At 68.8% G+C, this 19,241-nt stretch carries 16 protein-coding genes and 2 tRNA genes; 13 read left to right on the top strand and 5 right to left on the bottom strand.

The features are described 5' to 3' along the window. Window positions 1–99 precede the first annotated feature (99 nt). From gnd to PV734_RS11310, 7 genes are all read left to right on the top strand, one after another. Window positions 100–975: a phosphogluconate dehydrogenase (NAD(+)-dependent, decarboxylating) gene (gnd, locus tag PV734_RS11340; protein WP_319097741.1), complete on the top strand. Its 876-nt coding sequence runs from the start codon at window positions 100–102 to the stop codon at window positions 973–975. 59 nt (window positions 976–1,034) lie between these two features. After that, window positions 1,035–2,156 (top strand): DNA replication/repair protein RecF, encoded by a 1,122-nt coding sequence (gene recF, locus PV734_RS11335; RefSeq protein WP_319097740.1) that lies wholly within the window; start codon window positions 1,035–1,037, stop codon window positions 2,154–2,156. Then, a complete protein-coding gene (locus PV734_RS11330) occupies window positions 2,153–2,716 on the top strand; it encodes a DUF721 domain-containing protein (RefSeq protein WP_319097739.1) in 564 nt (187 codons plus the stop codon). Before recF ends, PV734_RS11330 begins: the two co-directional genes overlap by 4 nt. A gap of 396 nt (window positions 2,717–3,112) precedes the next feature. Further along, window positions 3,113–5,176, top strand: a complete 2,064-nt coding sequence (gene gyrB, locus PV734_RS11325; RefSeq protein ID WP_319097738.1) for a DNA topoisomerase (ATP-hydrolyzing) subunit B — start codon at window positions 3,113–3,115, stop codon at window positions 5,174–5,176. A gap of 43 nt (window positions 5,177–5,219) precedes the next feature. After that, a complete protein-coding gene (gene gyrA / locus PV734_RS11320) occupies window positions 5,220–7,826 on the top strand; it encodes a DNA gyrase subunit A (RefSeq protein ID WP_319097737.1) in 2,607 nt (868 codons plus the stop codon). Window positions 7,827–7,844: 18 nt separating this feature from the next. After that, complete coding sequence (locus PV734_RS11315) at window positions 7,845–8,753, top strand: DUF3566 domain-containing protein (protein WP_319097736.1); 909 nt, start codon at window positions 7,845–7,847, stop codon at window positions 8,751–8,753. Between the two features lie 132 nt (window positions 8,754–8,885). Continuing rightward, window positions 8,886–8,962 (top strand) — tRNA-Ile (locus PV734_RS11310). Between the two features lie 258 nt (window positions 8,963–9,220). Here the strand turns inward: PV734_RS11310 and PV734_RS11305 are convergent. Beyond that, complete coding sequence (locus tag PV734_RS11305) at window positions 9,221–9,562, bottom strand: DUF6344 domain-containing protein (protein ID WP_319097735.1); 342 nt, start codon at window positions 9,560–9,562, stop codon at window positions 9,221–9,223. Between the two features lie 349 nt (window positions 9,563–9,911). Between PV734_RS11305 and PV734_RS11300 the strand changes: the two genes are divergently transcribed. Together PV734_RS11300 and PV734_RS11295 are read left to right on the top strand one after the other, a co-directional pair. Beyond that, window positions 9,912–10,040 (top strand): DLW-39 family protein, encoded by a 129-nt coding sequence (locus PV734_RS11300; RefSeq protein WP_003999697.1) that lies wholly within the window; start codon window positions 9,912–9,914, stop codon window positions 10,038–10,040. Between the two features lie 290 nt (window positions 10,041–10,330). Next, entirely contained in the window at window positions 10,331–11,686 is a 1,356-nt protein-coding gene (locus tag PV734_RS11295; protein WP_319289388.1) for a hypothetical protein, read from the top strand. Between the two features lie 30 nt (window positions 11,687–11,716). Here PV734_RS11295 and PV734_RS11290 read toward each other — a convergent pair whose 3' ends face one another. Then, window positions 11,717–13,639 carry a serine/threonine-protein kinase gene (locus tag PV734_RS11290; RefSeq protein ID WP_319289387.1) on the bottom strand — a complete coding sequence of 641 codons (1,923 nt, stop codon included), beginning with the start codon at window positions 13,637–13,639 and terminating at the stop codon, window positions 11,717–11,719. 293 nt (window positions 13,640–13,932) lie between these two features. Further along, window positions 13,933–14,481 (bottom strand): helix-turn-helix domain-containing protein, encoded by a 549-nt coding sequence (locus PV734_RS11285; protein ID WP_006379503.1) that lies wholly within the window; start codon window positions 14,479–14,481, stop codon window positions 13,933–13,935. A gap of 180 nt (window positions 14,482–14,661) precedes the next feature. Between PV734_RS11285 and PV734_RS11280 the strand changes: the two genes are divergently transcribed. Next, window positions 14,662–14,734, top strand: a tRNA-Ala gene (locus PV734_RS11280). Between the two features lie 481 nt (window positions 14,735–15,215). Further along, on the top strand, window positions 15,216–15,743 hold the full coding sequence (locus PV734_RS11275) for a GtrA family protein (protein ID WP_319289574.1): 528 nt from the start codon (window positions 15,216–15,218) through the stop codon (window positions 15,741–15,743). Between the two features lie 125 nt (window positions 15,744–15,868). Here PV734_RS11275 and PV734_RS11270 read toward each other — a convergent pair whose 3' ends face one another. Next, entirely contained in the window at window positions 15,869–16,570 is a 702-nt protein-coding gene (locus tag PV734_RS11270; protein WP_319097732.1) for a DUF5324 family protein, read from the bottom strand. A 388-nt stretch (window positions 16,571–16,958) separates the two neighbouring features. Between PV734_RS11270 and PV734_RS11265 the strand changes: the two genes are divergently transcribed. Continuing rightward, complete coding sequence (locus PV734_RS11265; protein WP_319097731.1) at window positions 16,959–17,492, top strand: peptidylprolyl isomerase; 534 nt, start codon at window positions 16,959–16,961, stop codon at window positions 17,490–17,492. Window positions 17,493–17,668: 176 nt separating this feature from the next. Then, window positions 17,669–18,562 (top strand): rhomboid family intramembrane serine protease, encoded by an 894-nt coding sequence (locus PV734_RS11260; protein ID WP_319289386.1) that lies wholly within the window; start codon window positions 17,669–17,671, stop codon window positions 18,560–18,562. 353 nt (window positions 18,563–18,915) lie between these two features. Here PV734_RS11260 and crgA read toward each other — a convergent pair whose 3' ends face one another. Further along, the gene (crgA, locus tag PV734_RS11255) at window positions 18,916–19,170 is read right to left on the bottom strand and encodes a cell division protein CrgA (RefSeq protein ID WP_319097728.1); all 255 of its coding nucleotides are present in this window, start codon (window positions 19,168–19,170) and stop codon (window positions 18,916–18,918) included. Window positions 19,171–19,241: the final 71 nt, after the last annotated feature.

Genomic DNA, 19,241 nt, shown 5'->3' with positions numbered 1-19,241 from the left:
TATGCCCACAGATGTGCATGAGCGTCCGGGTTTAGGCTCGGACGTGGGCACGAGCGACAGGAGTGCCCTCATGCCACGTCGCAACCTAAGGAACAACTGATGGAGCTCGGTCTCGTCGGCCTCGGCAAGATGGGCGGCAACATGCGCGAGCGGATCCGCCGCGCAGGTCTCACCGTCATCGGATACGACCGCAACCCGGACGTCGCCGATGTCCACAGCCTCAAGGAGCTTGTGGACGGGCTCAGCGCCCCGCGTGTGGTGTGGGTGATGGTCCCTGCCGGCGCCCCGACCCAGTCCACCGTGGACGAGCTCGCCGAGCTCCTGGAGCCCGGCGACGTCGTCGTGGACGGCGGCAACTCCCGCTGGACGGACGACGAGAAGCACGCCGAGGAGCTGGCGGCCAAGGGCATCGGTTTCGTCGACTGCGGTGTCTCCGGCGGCGTCTGGGGCCTGGAGAACGGCTACGCCCTGATGTACGGCGGCGACGCCGGGCACATCGCGAAGGTGCAGCCGGTCTTCGACGCCCTCAAGCCCAAGGGCGACTTCGGCGCGGTCCACGCGGGCAAGGTCGGCGCCGGGCACTTCTCGAAGATGGTCCACAACGGCATCGAGTACGCCATGATGCAGGCCTACGCCGAGGGCTGGGAGCTGCTGGAGAAGGTCGACTCCGTCACCGACGTGCGCGAGGTCTTCCGGTCCTGGCAGGAGGGCACTGTCATCCGTTCCTGGCTCCTCGACCTGGCGGTCAACGCCCTCGACGAGGACGAGCACCTGGACAGGCTGCGCGGTTTCGCGGCGGACTCCGGGGAGGGCCGCTGGACGGTGGAGGCCGCTATCGACCACGCCGTTCCGCTGCCCGCGATCACCGCGTCACTGTTCGCTCGGTTCGCGTCGCGGCAGGACGACGCCCCGCAGATGAAGATGATCGCGGCGCTGCGCAACCAGTTCGGCGGCCACGCGGTCGAGTCGAAGTAGTCGAGTAGTCCACAGGGCCGCTCAGTGGTCCACAAGCACGGGAGAGGTCGGCGACGACCATGCACGTCACGCATCTGTCGCTGGCCGACTTCCGCTCGTACGCCCGGGTCGAGGTCCCGCTCGAACCGGGCGTCACCGCGTTCGTGGGCCCCAATGGGCAGGGCAAGACCAACCTCGTCGAGGCGGTCGGCTATCTCGCCACGCTGGGCAGCCACCGGGTCTCCTCGGACGCGCCCCTGGTGCGGATGGGCGCCGACCGGGCGATCATCCGGGCGCAGGTCAAGCACGGCGAGCGGCAGCAGCTGGTCGAGCTGGAGCTGAACCCGGGGCGGGCGAACCGCGCCCGCATCAACAGGTCGTCGCAGGTCAGGCCCCGTGACGTACTGGGGATCGTACGGACGGTGCTGTTCGCGCCGGAGGATCTCGCCCTGGTGAAGGGCGACCCGGGTGAGCGGCGGCGGTTCCTCGACGAGCTGGTCACCGCGCGCTCGCCGCGCATGGCGGGTGTGCGCTCCGACTACGACCGGGTCCTCAAGCAGCGCAACACGCTCCTGAAGTCGGCGGCGCTGGCCCGGCGGCACGGCGGTCGCACGATGGACCTCTCGACGCTCGACGTGTGGGACCAGCATCTCGCGCGAGTGGGGGCCGAGTTGCTGGCCCAGCGGCTCGACCTGGTCGCCGCGATCCAGCCGCTGGCCGACAAGGCGTACGAGCAGCTGGCGCCCGGTGGTGGTCCGCTGGCCCTGGAGTACAAGCCGTCGGCGCCGGGTGAGGCACACGCGCGCGAGGAGCTGTACGAGCAGCTGATGGGCGCCCTGGCCGAGGTGCGCAAGCAGGAGATCGAGCGGGGCGTCACGCTCGTGGGCCCGCACCGGGACGACCTGCATCTCAAGCTCGGTGAACTGCCCGCGAAGGGGTACGCGTCCCACGGTGAGTCGTGGTCGTACGCGCTGGCGTTGCGGTTGGCCTCGTACGACCTGCTGCGGGCCGAGGGCAACGAGCCGGTGCTCGTCCTCGACGACGTGTTCGCGGAGCTGGACACCCGACGCCGGGAGCGGCTGGCGGAGCTGGTGGCGCCCGGGGAGCAGGTGCTGGTGACGGCGGCGGTCGACGACGACGTGCCGCACGTACTGGCGGGGACGCGGTACTCGGTGGCGGACGGGGCGGTGGAGCGCGTATGACGGCCGACCGGTCCGTGTCGTCCGGGGAGAGCCCGGAGGAATCCCCCAGGCCCGCCCCTGAGCCTTCCGGGGTGGATCTCGCGCGGGTGGCGCTCAGGGCGGCGAAAGAGGCGGCACGCGCGCGTGGGGACGCTGTCCAGCAGAAGAAGCAGGCGAGGCGCGGAGGCGGTCTGCGTTCCGGCTCGGGCCGTGACGGCCGCGACCCCATGGCGCTCGGTGCGGCGATCAACCGGCTGGTGACGGAGCGCGGGTGGGAGGCGCCGGCCGCGGTGGGCGGGGTGATGGGCCGCTGGCCGCAGATCGTCGGTGAGGACCTGGCCAAGCACTGTGAGCCGGAGTCGTACGACGAGGACGAGCGGGTGCTGACCGTGCGCTGTGACTCGACGGCGTGGGCGACGAACGTGCGGCTGCTCGCGCCGCAGCTGGTCGCACGGCTGAACCAGGACCTGGGGCACGGCCGGGTGCGGCTGATCAAGGTGCTCGGCCCGGGTGGTCCGGCACGCCGGTACGGCCCGTTGCGGGCGCCCGGGAGCACCGGTCCGGGGGACACCTACGGGTGATCCCCGCCCCCTCTCTGTGGGTGAGGTGTGTCACATGGAAGGTGGGGCCGAGGCGGGCGAAGGTCGATGCACGCGTAGGTGAATCCCTACGTGACTTGCCGGTAGCCAAGGGTTGACACCCGGAAGCGCTGAGTGCCTCTCCAAGCCTCTTGGAGCCCCGCTCCGCATATGGGGACTCGGGAGAGACCGGTTGAGGGCGGCACATGCGGACTCAGGTACCGGCAAACCCCCATCACTGTCGGCGCTACCGGTAGACTGGAAGCTAATCCCGCCCCATTGGAGGGGATCACCGGGAAATGGTGTGCACCGCTGACTAAGGCTTACCAACGCATCACGCCGCAGCCGCTCCGGCCACAGGCCGGGAGTCGGCTTGTGCTGTGCCAGAAAGGGCGCTTCGTGGCCGATTCCGGCAACCCCAACGAGAACATCCCGTCCACCGACGACGCCGGCGCCACGGCCGGGGCGAAATCCTCGAACGGCGAGGTCACCGCCTCGTACGACGCCAGCGCCATCACCGTCCTCGAGGGTCTGGACGCGGTCCGCAAGCGACCCGGCATGTACATCGGTTCGACCGGTGAGCGAGGCCTGCACCACCTGGTGCAGGAGGTCGTGGACAACTCCGTCGACGAGGCGCTGGCCGGTCACGCGGACACCATCGACGTGACGATCCTCGCCGACGGCGGTGTACGCGTCATCGACAACGGCCGCGGCATCCCGGTGGGCATCGTCCCGTCCGAGGGCAAACCGGCCGTCGAGGTCGTGCTGACCGTGCTGCACGCGGGCGGCAAGTTCGGCGGCGGCGGCTACGCGGTCTCCGGCGGTCTGCACGGCGTCGGCGTCTCCGTCGTGAACGCCCTGTCCAGCAGGGTCGCGGTGGAGGTCAGGACCGACGGCTACCGCTGGACGCAGGACTACAAGCTGGGCGTCCCGACGGCTCCGCTGGCCCAGCACGAGGCGACGACGGAGCACGGCACGTCGGTCACCTTCTGGGCCGACGGCGACATCTTCGAGACCACCGAGTACTCCTTCGAGACGCTGTCGCGGCGCTTCCAGGAGATGGCGTTCCTCAACAAGGGTCTGACGATCAACCTCACCGACGAGCGTGAGGTGGCCAAGGCCACGATCGGGGCGGACGAGGCCGGCGCCGACGAGAAGGACGAGGTCAGGACCGTCTCGTACCACTACGAGGGCGGCATCGTCGACTACGTGACGTACCTCAACTCCCGCAAGGGCGATGTGGTGCACCCGACCGTCATCGACCTGGAGGCGGAGGACAAGGACAAGAGCCTGTCCCTCGAGGTCGCGATGCAGTGGAACAGTGGTTACACCGAAGGTGTGTACTCCTTCGCCAACATCATCCACACGCATGAGGGCGGTACGCACGAAGAGGGCTTCAGGGCCGCGCTGACGTCGCTGATCAACAAGTACGCGCGCGACAAGAAGCTGCTCCGCGAGAAGGACGACAACCTCACGGGTGACGACATCCGCGAGGGTCTGACCGCGATCATCTCGGTGAAGCTGGCCGAGCCCCAGTTCGAGGGGCAGACCAAGACCAAGCTCGGCAACACCGAGGCGAAGACCTTCGTGCAGAAGGCGGTCTACGAGCACCTCAACGACTGGCTGGACCGCAATCCGGTCGAGGCCTCGGACATCATCCGCAAGGGCATCCAGGCCGCCACCGCGCGCGTGGCCGCCCGCAAGGCCCGCGACCTCACCCGTCGCAAGGGCCTGCTGGAGACCGCGTCCCTGCCGGGCAAGCTGTCCGACTGCCAGTCGAACGACCCGACCAAGTGCGAGATCTTCATCGTCGAGGGTGATTCCGCCGGCGGTTCGGCCAAGTCCGGCCGGAACCCGCAGTACCAGGCGATCCTCCCGATCCGGGGCAAGATCCTCAACGTCGAGAAGGCGCGGATCGACAAGATCCTGCAGAACCAGGAGATCCAGGCGCTGATCTCCGCCTTCGGTACCGGAGTCCACGAGGACTTCGACATCGCGAGGCTGCGCTATCACAAGATCATCCTGATGGCGGACGCCGACGTCGACGGCCAGCACATCAACACGTTGCTGCTGACCTTCCTGTTCCGCTTCATGCGCCCGCTGGTCGAGGCCGGACACGTGTTCCTGTCCCGTCCCCCGCTGTACAAGATCAAGTGGGGCCGGGACGACTTCGAGTACGCGTACTCGGACCGTGAGCGCGACGCGCTGATCGAGCTGGGCCGCCAGAGCGGCAAGCGGGTCCGTGAGGACTCGATCCAGCGCTTCAAGGGTCTCGGCGAGATGAACGCCGAGGAACTGCGCGTCACGACGATGGACCAGGAGCACCGGGTCCTCGGCCAGGTCACGCTCGACGACGCCGCGCAGGCCGACGACCTGTTCTCGGTCCTCATGGGCGAGGACGTCGAGGCGCGCCGCGCGTTCATCCAGCGCAACGCCAAGGACGTCCGCTTCCTCGACATCTGAGTCGGTCTCACGCTGACCGCGTCAGAAAGGATCTTCACCAGCAATGACCGACGAGACACCCCTTTCCCCCACGGGTCCGAACACTCCTGAAGAGGGTGCGATCACCCTGCGCGTCGAGCCCGTCGGGCTCGAGACCGAGATGCAGCGCTCGTATCTCGACTACGCGATGTCCGTCATCGTGTCGCGTGCGCTGCCCGACGTACGGGACGGTCTCAAGCCCGTCCACCGGCGCGTCCTGTACGCCATGTACGACGGCGGCTACCGGCCCGAGAAGGGCTTCTACAAGTGCGCCCGTGTCGTCGGCGACGTCATGGGCACCTACCACCCGCACGGCGACTCCTCGATCTACGACGCGCTGGTCCGCCTCGCGCAGCCGTGGTCGATGCGGATGCCGCTGGTGGACTCCAACGGCAACTTCGGTTCCCCGGGCAACGACCCGGCCGCCGCCATGCGGTACACCGAGTGCAAGCTGAAGCCGCTGTCCATGGAGATGGTCCGCGACATCGACGAGGACACCGTCGACTTCACGGACAACTACGACGGCCGCAACCAGGAGCCGACGGTTCTGCCGGCCCGCTTCCCGAACCTGCTGATCAACGGCTCGGCGGGCATCGCGGTCGGTATGGCGACCAACATCCCGCCGCACAACCTCCGTGAGGTCGCGGCCGGCGCCCAGTGGTACCTGGAGAACCCCGAGGCCTCCCACGAGGAACTGCTCGACGCCCTGATCGAGCGGATCAAGGGCCCCGACTTCCCCAGCGGCGCGCTGGTGGTGGGCCGCAAGGGCATCGAGGAGGCCTACCGCACCGGTCGTGGCTCGATCACGATGCGCGCGGTCGTCGACGTGGAGGAGATCCAGAACCGCCAGTGCCTGGTGGTCACCGAACTCCCCTACCAGGTCAACCCGGACAACCTCGCGCAGAAGATCGCCGACCTCGTGAAGGACGGCAAGGTCGGCGGCATCGCGGACGTCCGCGACGAGACCTCGTCCCGTACGGGCCAGCGCCTGGTCATCGTCCTGAAGCGGGACGCGGTCGCCAAGGTCGTCCTGAACAACCTCTACAAGCACACCGACCTGCAGACGAACTTCGGCGCGAACATGCTGGCGCTCGTCGACGGCGTGCCGCGCACCCTCTCCCTGGACGCGTTCATCCGGCACTGGGTGACGCACCAGATCGAGGTCATCGTCCGCCGTACGAAGTTCCGGCTGCGCAAGGCCGAGGAGCGGGCGCACATCCTGCGTGGCCTCCTGAAGGCCCTGGACGCCATCGACGAGGTCATCGCGCTGATCCGGCGCAGTGACACCGTCGAGATCGCGCGCGAGGGCCTGATGGGCCTCCTGGAGATCGACGAGATCCAGGCCAACGCCATTCTGGAGATGCAGCTTCGCCGGCTGGCGGCTCTGGAGCGCCAGAAGATCGTCGCCGAGCACGACGAGCTCCAGGCCAAGATCCGTGAGTACAACGCGATCCTCGCCTCGCCGGTGCGCCAGCGCGGCATCATCAGCGAGGAACTCGCCGCGATCGTCGAGAAGTTCGGCGACGACCGACGCTCCAAGCTGGTGCCGTTCGACGGTGACATGTCCATCGAGGACCTGATCGCCGAAGAGGACATCGTCGTCACCATCTCGCGCGGTGGCTACGTCAAGCGCACCAAGACCGAGGACTACCGCTCGCAGAAGCGCGGCGGCAAGGGCGTACGCGGCACGAAGCTCAAGGAAGACGACATCGTCGACCACTTCTTCGTGTCGACCACACACCATTGGCTGCTGTTCTTCACCAACAAGGGCCGTGTCTACCGCGCGAAGGCGTACGAGCTGCCCGACGCCGGGCGGGACGCGCGCGGCCAGCACGTCGCCAACCTGCTGGCCTTCCAGCCGGACGAGGCGATCGCGGAGATCCTCGCGATCCGCGACTACGAGGCGGCGCCCTATCTCGTACTGGCCACCAAGGGTGGTCTGGTGAAGAAGACGCCTCTGAAGGATTACGATTCGCCGCGTTCCGGCGGTGTGATCGCGATCAACCTCCGTGAGACGGAGGACGGTTCCGACGACGAACTGATCGGAGCCGAACTCGTTTCGGCGGAAGACGATCTGCTGTTGATCAGCAGGAAGGCGCAGTCGATCAGGTTCACGGCGACGGACGACGCACTGCGTCCGATGGGCCGCGCCACATCGGGTGTCAAGGGCATGAGCTTCCGTGAGGGAGACCAGCTGCTCTCGATGAATGTTGTTCGACCCGGTACGTTCGTGTTCACTGCTACCGACGGCGGGTACGCGAAGCGGACCAACGTCGACGAGTACCGCGTCCAGGGGCGCGGCGGCCTCGGCATCAAGGCCGCCAAGATCGTCGAGGACCGCGGTTCCCTCGTCGGTGCGCTGGTGGTCGAGGAGACCGATGAGATCCTCGCCATCACGCTCTCGGGCGGTGTGATCCGTACGCGGGTCAATGAGGTCAGGGAGACGGGCCGTGACACCATGGGCGTCCAACTGATCAACCTGGGCAAGCGCGATGCCGTGGTCGGCATCGCACGAAACGCCGAAGCGGGACGCGAGGCCGAGGAGGTCGACGGCGAGGACGCCGTCGACGAGTCGGCCGAGGGTGTCGTGACCATCGGCACGGACGAGGGCGATCAGTCCTCGTCGGAGTAGCGCGAGGAGTGAGTCATCGTGAGCGGAGCCACGGGCGCCGGTTCGTCCGGCAGTTCGTCCGGTCCCTCGACCGGTACGGACAAAGACGGCGGCGGTCGTGGCTCCGCCGCGCGTGCGACCGATGGGCAGCAGGGTGCGAGGGACGCGCACAGCGCGACGGATCCGCACACGACCAACCTGCAGGCCATCAAGCCGCGCACGAGCGGAAAGCGCTCGCCCGACACGCATGGATCGCAGGGATCCCAGGGGGGAACCGTGACGGACGCCAGAGGTCCGCAGACCCAGCAGTACGGGGCCGGTGCCGGCCCCGCCGCCCCGGGTGCCCTGCCGGTGGCGGAGGCCGCCGCGCAGCGCCCCGCGGCGCCGCCGCAGTCGCCGTTGCCCGGTGAGCGGCAGCCGCAGCAGGCGGCAGGGCCCTACCACCCGCCGCAGGCCTACCCGTCGGCCGCCGCCGCGGCCCCCGCGGCCCCGGTGCAGCCCCCGGCCCAGGCTCAGGCCCGCAACGCCCAGGCAGGGGCCGTACGGCGCCCGCGTACGGGGGCGACCACGCTGCCCCGTACACGCAAGGCACGTCTGCGTGTGTCCAAGGCCGACCCCTGGTCGGTGATGAAGGTCAGCTTCCTGCTGTCGATCGCGCTGGGCATCTGCACGATCGTGGCGGCGGTGGTCCTGTGGATGGTCATGGACGCCATGGGAGTCTTCTCGACGGTCGGCGGCACGATCTCCGAGGCCACGGGGTCGAACGAGTCGAACGGCTTCGACCTCCAGTCCTTCCTGTCGCTCCCGCACGTCCTGATGTTCACGTCCGTCATCGCCGTCATCGACGTCGTCCTCGCGACGGCTCTGGCGACCCTCGGCGCGTTCATCTACAACCTCTCCGCGGGCTTCGTCGGCGGCATCGAGCTGACGCTCGCCGAGGACGAGTGAGCTGGTGAAGCGCAGGTGAGGTGCGGGTGAGGCGCGGTCCCAAACGTCGCCCGACTATCGATTTTGGGACTGACCGCGTCGTGCGCTAATCTTCAGAGGTCAGCGCGCGGGACATACACCGCAGAGCGCGGCGGGGCTATAGCTCAGTTGGTTAGAGCGCATCCCTGATAAGGATGAGGCCACAGGTTCAAATCCTGTTAGCCCCACCAGCACAAAGGCCCCCAGGCAAGCTTGCCTGGGGGCCTTTGGCGTTCAACGGCCGGCGTCAGCCGCTGTGTTGCGTGGACCGAGGATGCCGAAGAGACCCCCGACCAGGGATGGCCGGGGGGCTTTCGTTCTTTCTGGTGTGTCTCCGTGTGGCTTCGTACGCAAGTTCGCCGCTACAGGGGGAGGGGAGTCGGTCGTGGGGCGTCACGCGAGAGGGGGTGCGCGGGGGGAATCACGCGAGGGCGGTCACGCGCGCGGGGTCAGGATGGTGGCTGTGCCGCCGGTTCGGCGTCCGTGCCGGTGTCCGGGCCGGCTTCCGTCTCGGCGTCCGTGTCCGCGGGTGAGCGGTGGCGGCAGCTCGGGGAGGAACCATGGGCCTCGGCCCGGATGCGCTGCTTCATCGTGGGTGGCAGGGACCGGGCATAGGACCAGGCCCCGATGGCTGTGGGGGGTACCGCCGCGGGTGCGGCGCAGTTGCGTGCCGGGTGGCTCTCGGCTACCGCCGCGGTGGCGGTCGTCGTGATCAGTCCCAGCGTCGTGCACAGCGCCAGGAAGGCGGTGACGACGACGGTCCACAACTTCATGACCTTGTTCTGGGCCATGGCCCCTCACTTTCGGGTTGGGCGATTTGCGTACTTTCCTAATCATGTGTACGGACGTCGTGAAGTGGTGGACCCGCGACCGTGGCGCGTCGATCTTCCGATGAACACCACCCGGATGGACGCAACAGCACTGAAAAGTGCGTAATTAGGGAGGAAAGTCTGCGGAGCGGGGCAAAAAGTCACGGTACGTGGAGATGTGATCACCCTCCGATCGGAGCGGTGCCGTCCGCTTCTACTGCTGTGCGCCGGACGGGAGTTGGGGGTCGGTGCAGGTCACCGATCGGTCTCGGTCGGAGGGTATAGTCGGGCGCCAGAGGTCCCCTACGTCAAGGAAAGACGAGGTCGCACGGTGAAGAAGCTTCTCCTGGTCGCACTGGCCGCCATCGGCGGGCTCCTCGTGTACCGCCAGATCCAGGCGGATCGCGCCGAGCAGGATCTGTGGACGGAGGCGACCGACTCCGTGCCCACGGGTTCGTGAGTATCGACAGCAGTCTGTGAACAGACCCCGGCCGCCGACGCGGTCGGGGTTTTATGTTGTCCGGTTGACGCCGGGACCCATGGGTAGTTCGCCGTCGCGAATGAAACGCTTGCTGAGGCAAATCTGGATACCGCGTGGCGAGTTGTTTCGAGCGCTCGTACGGATTGCGCGCGTGCCGGGACGGCCGACGGGGCAGGATGGGCGGCGGTCCGGGCAGAGACGGTGCCCGGGTCCGGCAGAGGCGGCGGACGGTTCGGGCAGCGGTCGGGCATGACGAGGGGTGGCGCGTGATGGGGCGGCGCACAGCGCGGGGCGCGGTCGTGGCGGCGGCGCTGTGCGCGCTGGTGGGCACGGGTCCGGGGGGCGGCTCCGAGGCGGTCGCCGCGCAGGACGCGTACACGTACGACTTCGCCGAGGGCGCCCAGAGCGTCGAGGGGGCCGCGAGCACCACGGACGCCGTGGGGCTGGAACCCGGCGGAACCTACCGCAGCACCCTCCCGGTCAACGGAAGGCTCTACTTCCGCCTCGCACTCGACGCCACGTCGAACGCCTACGTCTCCGCCACCGCCGTCCCCCGTCACGGCACGACCGTGTCCTCCTCCGACGGCGTCCAGGTGGCCGTGCAGGACACCGACGCCCGTTCCTGCTCCTACGACAGCACACGCTTCGGGGCCTCCCGCAGCCCGCATCCTGTCGCCGCCTGGGCGTCCCGCGTGACCGACGGCGAGACGACGGCCTGTCAGACGGCCGGTACGTACTACATGGTCGTGGAACGCATCGACTCGGCGGGCTCGTCCTCGGCCGACTGGGACCTTGAGCTGACCTACACCTCCGAGCCGGGCCTCGTGAGCAAAGCCGCGACGACCGCCCCCGAGTCCCCCGGCGACTGGAACTCCGACTCGCCCGACCCGCTCACCGGCGACGCGGTCCACCGCGAGGGCGGCGCCGGCTTCGCCACGGCCGCCCCACTGGGAGAGGGAGTCTGGCAGGACGACATCACGCCCGGTCAGACCCGCTTCTACCGGGTGCCGGTGGACTGGGGACAGCAACTCCACGCCGTTGCCGAACTGGGCAGCTCCAGCAGCGGTTCCAGCAGCGGCGGCCGGTACGTCAGCAGCGCGCTCGTCATGTCGCTCTACAACCCCGCGCGCGGGTACGTCGACGACGAGAGCCTCCTCTACGGCGGCCGCCAGAGCTCGGCAGCCCTCGATCCGCTGCCACCCGTCGCCTACGCCAACCGCTACGGCCTGGGCGACCGGATGAGCGGGATGCGGTTCGCCGGCTCGTACTACCTCGTCGTCCATCTCGCCGAGGGGGTGACGGAACGATTCGGCGCGGGCCCGTACGGGCTGACACTGCGGGTCCAGGTGACGGGTACGACGCAGGACCCTCCCGGTTATCTGGGCCAGTCCGTGCCCCGGGACACCTTCGCGGTCACGGAACAGGACCGGGAGGCAGCCGCCGGATTGACGTCCGACGCTCCGGCGGGGGGCTCCGGCAACGAAAGGGCGGACGGGATCCCCGCGAGGGGCGCCGACGCCGCTATGCGGGTGGTCGCGGTGAGCGGCATCGGGGCCGGGAGCGTGCTGGTGCTCGGTCTCGGGCTGTGGACGATGATCGCCCGGCGGCGCGCCCACCACGCCTAGGACCACCTGACCGGCCGGACAAGCCCTGGTTCAGATACGGAACAGGGCCCAGAAACCCACGGCGTAACAGACCAGAGCGAGGAACAGCACCGGTACCGCCACCTTCGCGGGCGGACCGGGGCGTCGCTGACGGCGCCGGCCGCGGCGCTGCGGAACCGCCTGCGCGGCGAGCGGAACCTGCGCGGAGCCGGCGGCATACGTGTCCTGCCGCAGAGTCGGAGTGGGCGTCACCGTCGCGGTGGGCGTCTGCGTGGCGGTCCGCGGGGCGTGCGGCCGGGGGAAAGGTTCCTGCGCGGGCTCGAAACGCGAGCCGCCGAAGGACGGGACCTCGAAGGGCGGCGGTACGTGGACCGCGGCCGGCGCCGGGAGCGGGACAGCCGTGGGGGGAGTGGAGGGCTGCACCGGCCGGTGAGGGGAGTACTGGTGCTGTGCCGTCGCGGAGGAGGCGGCGACCTGAGGCGGCGGGAGGTGAAAACTCCCCGTGTCCGACATGGCGGACGGCTGGGGCGGGATCACTGCCGGAGGATGCACGGGACGCGGTGGCGCGGCGTCCGACAGGGGCGGCGCACCGTTCTGCTGGACCGAGGGAGCCGGGTATGTCGGCGGAGCGGGTGGAGGCCGCTGTCCCCGTGGCAGGTTCGGTACGGAGTCGGCTTCGGGCCGGACCGGGGTGGCGCCGGGGTGTCGCCAGGGCTGCTCGGTGCCGGAGTCGGCCCCTGAGGGGACGGGGTTCTTGACCGGCTTGGCGGGTATGGCGCCCGTCCCCGGCCCGGAGGGCGGGGCGACTGCTCCCGACGCCGGCACCGGATCCGGCATCGGACCGGGCAGCGAACCCGGTCCCGGCCCGAGCCCTGTGCGTGTGCCGCCGGTCGCGGCACCGGTGGGCGTGCCGTCCGAGTGCGGTTCGAGGTACGGGTCGTATCGGCGGGCTGCTCCCGAGCCGGTGTGCATGCCGTCCGAGTCCGGCTCACCGTGTCCGGTGCCCGTGGTCGCTCTGCTTCCCGTGCCGCCGCCCGCCCCTGTTCCCGTTGTTCCCGTACGCGCGCCGCTCGTGGTCACACCGGGGGACAGCTTGAGGGGGCCGGCCGGGGCGAAGTCCTTTGGGAGAGGCCCGAGTTGGTCGAAGATCTCGATCAGCTCGTCGTCGGGGCCGGGCTCGGGCAGCAGCTCGGCGGCCTGCCCAAGAGCCTTGCGCGCGCCTGTGGCGGTGCGGAACCGCGCCTGTGGGTCCGGCTGCAGCAACGTCGCCACGACCTGCCAGAGCGGCTCGGGTATGCCCTGTGGGGCGCTGGGCGTGCCGTGCGCCGCGAAGTACTCGATGAGGGCCTTGGAGTCCGGCTTGGCACCCTCCAGGAGATACAGCGCGACCAGGCCCACGGCGAACAGGTCGGACGGGAAGTCCGGGTCCGCACCCAGCATTTGCTCGGGGGCGAAGTAACCGGGCGTGCCCACCACGTAGTCGGTCTCCGTCAACCGTGGCTCGCCCAGCCGCATCGCGATGCCGAAATCGGACAGCCGCAGCCGCGGGCGGCCCGTACCGGTCGCTTCGAGCAGCACGTTGGCGGGCTTGATGTCGCGGTGCACGACACCCTCCGCGTGCACGGCGGCCAGACCGGAAAGAAGCTGGTCGAGAAGGGTGCAGACGAACGCGGGCGGCAAGGGGCCGTAGTCCGCGATGAGATGGACGAGCGAACCTCCGGCGACCAGATCCATGGTGAACAGGACCTTGTCGTCGTCCGCGGCCCAGCTGGCCGGGGCGAGGACATGCGGATGGTCGATCCGCAACGCCTGCTCGCGGACGAAACGCAGCAGCGAGTGGGCGTCGCTCTGCTGCAGGACCTTGGCGGCCACATACCGGCGACGACGGTGGTCCCATGCGCGCCAGACGGCGCCTACTCCCCCGCGCCCGATCGGGTCGGCCAGTTCGTACCGGCCGGCGAAGACCTCACCCATGGCTCTGCGTCGATCCCCCTTCGGATCATCGCTCGGTTGGTTCCGGACCTGCGGATGGTACGGCTCCTCCTACCCCGCTCCCGAGCCAACTGTCACACCGCTCACCCAGAACCTGTCTCTGCACCCGTTTCCCTGCCCGCTTCCGTCCCCCGGTTCCGGTCATGACCCGAGTTGTGCCACGGGCCGGTCCTGCCGGCGTACGAGCCTCTTCACCCGCGCGCCTGTCTGCCCCGTCAGACCCCCCTGAGCCGTAGCCCGGCCGCCGAACCCCCGGTCGGCGGCCGGGCGGCGGCTCAGCTCTGGTGGGACTGGTAGTGCGTCACGGCGTCAGAGGTGCGGCCCGCGCCGTACACCCGGAGGAACTCTGCCAGCTCCGGGTGGCTCGGGGCGAGAGTGTCCGCCGCGTCGATGATGTCGCCCGCGGCGGACACCGAGCGAAGCAGCGACTGGATCTCGCGGACCACCCGCTTGACCGTGGGCGCCCCCGAACTCGTCGTCGACTGCGCGGTGTTGCTGAGCACCGAACCCCCCTGCGACTTCTTGATCTCGTCCATCCGCTCAGTCGCCTCGGCCGCGCTGACGCTGCCGTCCGCGACCTGACCGGCCAGATCCTGCAGCAACTGCACGCGCTGCACCACTGCCGGATTGCCGATCTTGGCCCGCTGACCGCTCATCAGCTGTGACAGCATCGGCGCGGACAACCCAAGTACCCCCGCGAGACGAGCCTGGTTGAGTCCAAGATCGTCGATGAGCTTACGGAAGAGCGCCCCCAGCGGCTCCCCGTACCAGTTCCGCTGAAGCTCCCGCGCTCTTGCGGTCGCTTCCTGCTGTGCGGCATCCATTGCGTCTCCCCATCGCTTCCCCAAATACCGCGGTTCGCTGTAGCGAACCACGTCGAGCATCTTACGGAGAGTGGTCGTCCACGGGGACCCCAATCCTTTTGCGAGATACCGGGGATGACCCGGTACTCTGGTCTGCGGCGCCCACCAGTACCTGGTGTTCTGGGCGGACGCCTCCCTTTGGGGGCCTTAGCTCAGTTGGTAGAGCGCTGTCTTTGCATGGCAGATGTCAGGGGTTCGACTCCCCTAGGCTCCACTCCCCAAATGCCCTCTGAACTGCGGAAACGCAGGTCAGAGGGCATTTTTGCGATGGGCGGTCCCCCGGCGTCCGGTGCTTACCGCGAGTGGCGTCCCAGGTCGTGATCCAGCGCGACGAGGGCCCGGCGGCCACCGGAGACCCTGCCGAGCAGGGCGGTGCCGGTGGGGAGCACGGGCAGGCGAGGCTGGGCGGGACGCCGGATCAGGCTCCCCCGCGACGTCGCGGGGCCGGCCCACCGGGCCGCACGACCTCCTGTGCGGGACCCCGATTCCAGTCCGGGTAGCGCCTGCCGGACCTCGAAGGTAGGGCTGGCTACACCCCCGGTTCGGGAGTACACATCATCGTTTCCCCGAGCGCGCGAAGGCATCGTTGAACCCGGTCGATCCCCGTGATCCACAGAAGTTCACAGTCCGCCGCCCGGAAGGAAACCGCCGTGAAGTCGCTGCCCCCGTCGAAGCCGAGGACGACCGGAGCGGCGCTGCGCACGAAAGCGGCCGGGGTTACGAAGACCGCCGACGCCGTCACCCCCGGACCACTCGCCTCCTTCGCCAGGTTCGTCCTGTGCGGCGGCGGAGTCGGAGTCCTCTCCAGCGGCGCCGTGGCACTGCTCGCCGCGACGCTGCCCTGGGCCCTGGCGAACGCGCTCATCACGGTCGCCTCGACCATCCTGTGCACCGAACTCCACGCCCGCTTCACCTTCGGAGCCGGCCGTCGCGCCGGATGGCGCCAGCACTGGCAGTCGGCGGGCTCGGCCACCGCCGCCTACGTCGTCACCTGTGCCGCGATGTTCGTCCTGCACCTGGTTCAGTCGTCGCCCGCCATGCTGACCGAGCAGATCGTCTACCTCAGCGCATCCGGCCTCGCCGGTACGGGCCGCTTCCTGATCCTGCGTCTGTTCGTCTTCACGGTCGGCCAGAAGGAGTCCATCCGCCGCGACACTCGCCGCACCCTGGCCCTGCCGGGCCTCGGCGTACTGAGGGCGAGCCCGCGACTGGCCGTCTCCTGACATGTTTCACGTGAAACACCGTCCCGGAGGACACCGCCGCGTCACGTTTCACGTGAAACATCGCTGTGGGGCGGGAGGCACCTATGCCTCCCGCCCCACAGCGACCTCACCGACGACACGAACCGTCAGTGACGGTTCTCGTCGTCTTCCGCCTCCGACTCGGCCTCCTTCGCCTGGACCTCGGGGTCCAGGACCGACTGACCAGTCCCGTCCACCGACGTCAGACGGCCCGCCTCGGGCACCTCGGTCGCGGCGGGCGGCTCCACCAACCAGTCGGGGTTGGCCTGCTTGTCCCACCACTTCCACGCGGCAAAGGCGCCGCCCGCCAGAATGCCCAGCGCGGCCAGCCCCTTGGCGAGCTTGCCCGCCCGGGCCCGCCGCTGGTGCTTGCGGGCAAGCTTCCTGATCTCCTGCGGAGTGACCTGGCCGCGCAACGCGGCCAGTGCCGCGGCACCACGTGCGGCGGCTTCCTCCCTTACGGGTCCGGCAGCCGCAACCGCGCGCTCAACGCGCGGCGCGGTGTAGTCGGCGGCCTGCCGGGCGGCCTTGGCGGTACGGACAGCGGCTTCATGGGCGGCATGGTCGACCTTCGGCGGCACATGCGTACGGGCCTGCTCCAGCCGCGGCGCCAGATGCGCGCCGTACTGGACACGGGCCTGTTCCGCAGCCTGGGACACCTTGGGCGCAAGCCGTACGCGTGCCTCGTGTGCGTACTGGGTGGCCCTGTCCTTGGCCGTGTCGGCGTAGGGCGCCACCACGTCCGCAGCGTGCAGGACGCTGTCCTTCGCCGAGCCGGTAGCGGCGCGCACGCTTTCAATGCGGGTCACGGGATCCTCCTCCTCGGTGGCGTACGGTATGCGACTCTCCACCCTTTTACGGATCATGCCTGGCAATACACGGTGAGGCATGCGAGGGCGGGCATCCGGGTCATGGACGGCCGGTCACACGGGGCTGATGGCACGGAACCGATCGCAAGTGACAGTGGATGACGATCACTGGCAATAGCGATGAATACAGGGCAACGGGAGCTTGCCGTCGACAATGCCACGGATCCCTGCCCCGCGCCCCGGTCCCGTGCCTACTCGACCGGTTTTCTCCCGAGCGGCGGAACCCAGGCGGCCGTGCCGGATTCCCCCCTGAGGAAGGTGTCGGGCGACGCGCGGCGTGGACCGTGCGAGGATCGGGGCGTCACAAGAGGACAACGGAAGGCAGATCGTGGCTGAGCAGCTCTACGCCACCCTGAAGACCAACCAAGGCGACATCGAGTTCCGGCTCCTGCCGAACCACGCGCCCAAAACGGTCCGGAACTTCGTCGAACTCGCCACCGGCGAGCGCGAGTGGACCAACCCGGAGACGGGCGAGAAGTCCACGGACAAGCTCTACGACGGCACGGTCTTCCACCGGGTGATCAGCGGCTTCATGATCCAGGGCGGTGACCCCCTCGGCAACGGCACCGGCGGTCCCGGCTACCAGTTCGAGGACGAGTTCCACCCGGACCTCCGTTTCGACAAGCCCTACCTGCTGGCCATGGCCAATGCCGGCCCGGGCACCAACGGCTCGCAGTTCTTCATCACCGTCTCCCCGACGGCCTGGCTGACCCGCAAGCACACCATCTTCGGCGAGGTCACCGACGCGGCCAGCCAGAAGATCGTGGACGCCATCGCGACCACGGCGACCAACCCGCGCACCGACCGCCCGGTCAACGACATCGTCATCGAGTCGGTCGTCGTCGAGACCCGCCAGGGCTGAGACCCGAGAGCCACTCCCACCGGCTCTTTCACGGGGATCTTCGTGATCCTCCGCAGAAACACCCAGGGAACCAAACGCCCCGCCCATCCGTAAGGATGTGCGGGGCGGTGCATTGCATACGACGACGCATCGACCGCTCGGACGGATCGATGGAACGACGGATTTTGGGGGAGCTCATGGATCAGGCGCCAGGCAGCCCGCAGGGCCCGCAGGACGCCCAGAGCCTGCCCCCCTGCTACCGCCACCCGGACCGCGAGACAGGCATCCGCTGCACCCGCTGCGAACGCCCGATCTGCCCCGAGTGCATGGTCAGCGCCTCCGTCGGCTTCCAGTGCCCGGAATGCGTGCGCAACGGCTCCGGAACCGGTCACGCGCCCGGCGCCTCCCGGCCGCGCACCCTGGCCGGCGGCACCATCGCGGCAGATCCCCGCCTCCTGACCAAGATTCTCATCGGGATCAACCTCGCGGTCTTCCTCGTCGGCCAGATCAGCCCGTCGTTCCTGGACGACCTGGTCCTCGTCGGCAAGTGGCCCCCGGCACCGTACACGGCCACGGAGGGCGTCGCCGAGGGACAGTGGTATCTGCTGTTCACCTCGATGTTCGCGCACCAGGCCATCTGGCACTTCGCCTTCAACATGCTGAGCCTGTGGTGGCTCGGCGGCCCGCTGGAAGCCGTCCTCGGCCGGGTCCGCTACCTGGCGCTCTACCTCATCTCGGGTCTCGCGGGCAGTGCCTTCACCTACCTGTTGGCCTCCCCGAGCAGCGGCTCGCTCGGTGCCTCCGGCGCCATCTTCGGCCTCTTCGGCGCGACCGCTGTCCTGATGCGCCGCCTCAACCAGGACATGCGACCGATCATCGCCCTGCTGGTGATCAACCTGCTCTTCACCTTCGGGCCGCTCAACATCGCCTGGCAGGCCCACGTCGGCGGCCTCGTCGGCGGAGTCGTCATCGGCTACGCCATGGTCCACGCCCCGCGCGAGCGCCGGTCCCTGATCCAGTACGGCACCTGCGCGTTGGTCCTCGTCGCAGTGGTAGCCATGACACTGATCCGCACGGCCCAGCTCATCTAGCGTGCCCCGACAGGAAACCCTGACCGGTCGCGCCTGTCACTGAGTGCCTGTTGTCCACAGTGCGTGGCCTTACCTGTGCATAGTGTGCGGGAACAGTTGCGCCCCCTGTCACCGACCGGAGTTTCCGCAGGTCAGGCAGGGGGCGAACAAGCTTGCGATTGCCGGTGTGTCAGTCGTACCGGCGTCAACACTCGATGAGTTATCCACAGATCGTCGTCTTTTCCCCAGGCGGGGTGTGGAAAATCAATCTCGGCTGTGGATAACTCAGTGGAAAGCCCTGGGTAGAGCCCCGTTCACCCGAAGGTGACCGGTCGGCCGACCGGGCCGCCGGGGACCGACCACCGAGGGCACCGCTACTTCCACTGCGTGGAGACACCGAATCCGGCGGCGATGAAGCCGAAGCCCACCACGATGTTCCAGTTGTCCAGCGAGTCGATCGGCAGCTTGCCGTCGGTCACATAGAACAGAACGATCCAGGCCAGGCCGATGAGGAACATCGCGAGCATGACCGGTGCGACCCAGCCGCGACTGTTCAGTTTGATGGCCGTCGCCTGCTTGGCGGGCGGCGGCGTGTAGTCGGCCTTCTTGCGGATACGTGACTTCGGCACGAGGGTCTCTCCTGTCGATGCGCTGCGTGGCCGCGCAGGTAACTGGGTCGGGCTCCGGGGCAGCGTACAAG

This window comes from Streptomyces sp. AK08-02 (genome assembly GCF_033795085.1).
GTDB lineage: Bacteria > Actinomycetota > Actinomycetes > Streptomycetales > Streptomycetaceae > Streptomyces > Streptomyces echiniscabiei.
This window is presented reverse-complemented; position numbering and strand designations above follow the sequence as displayed.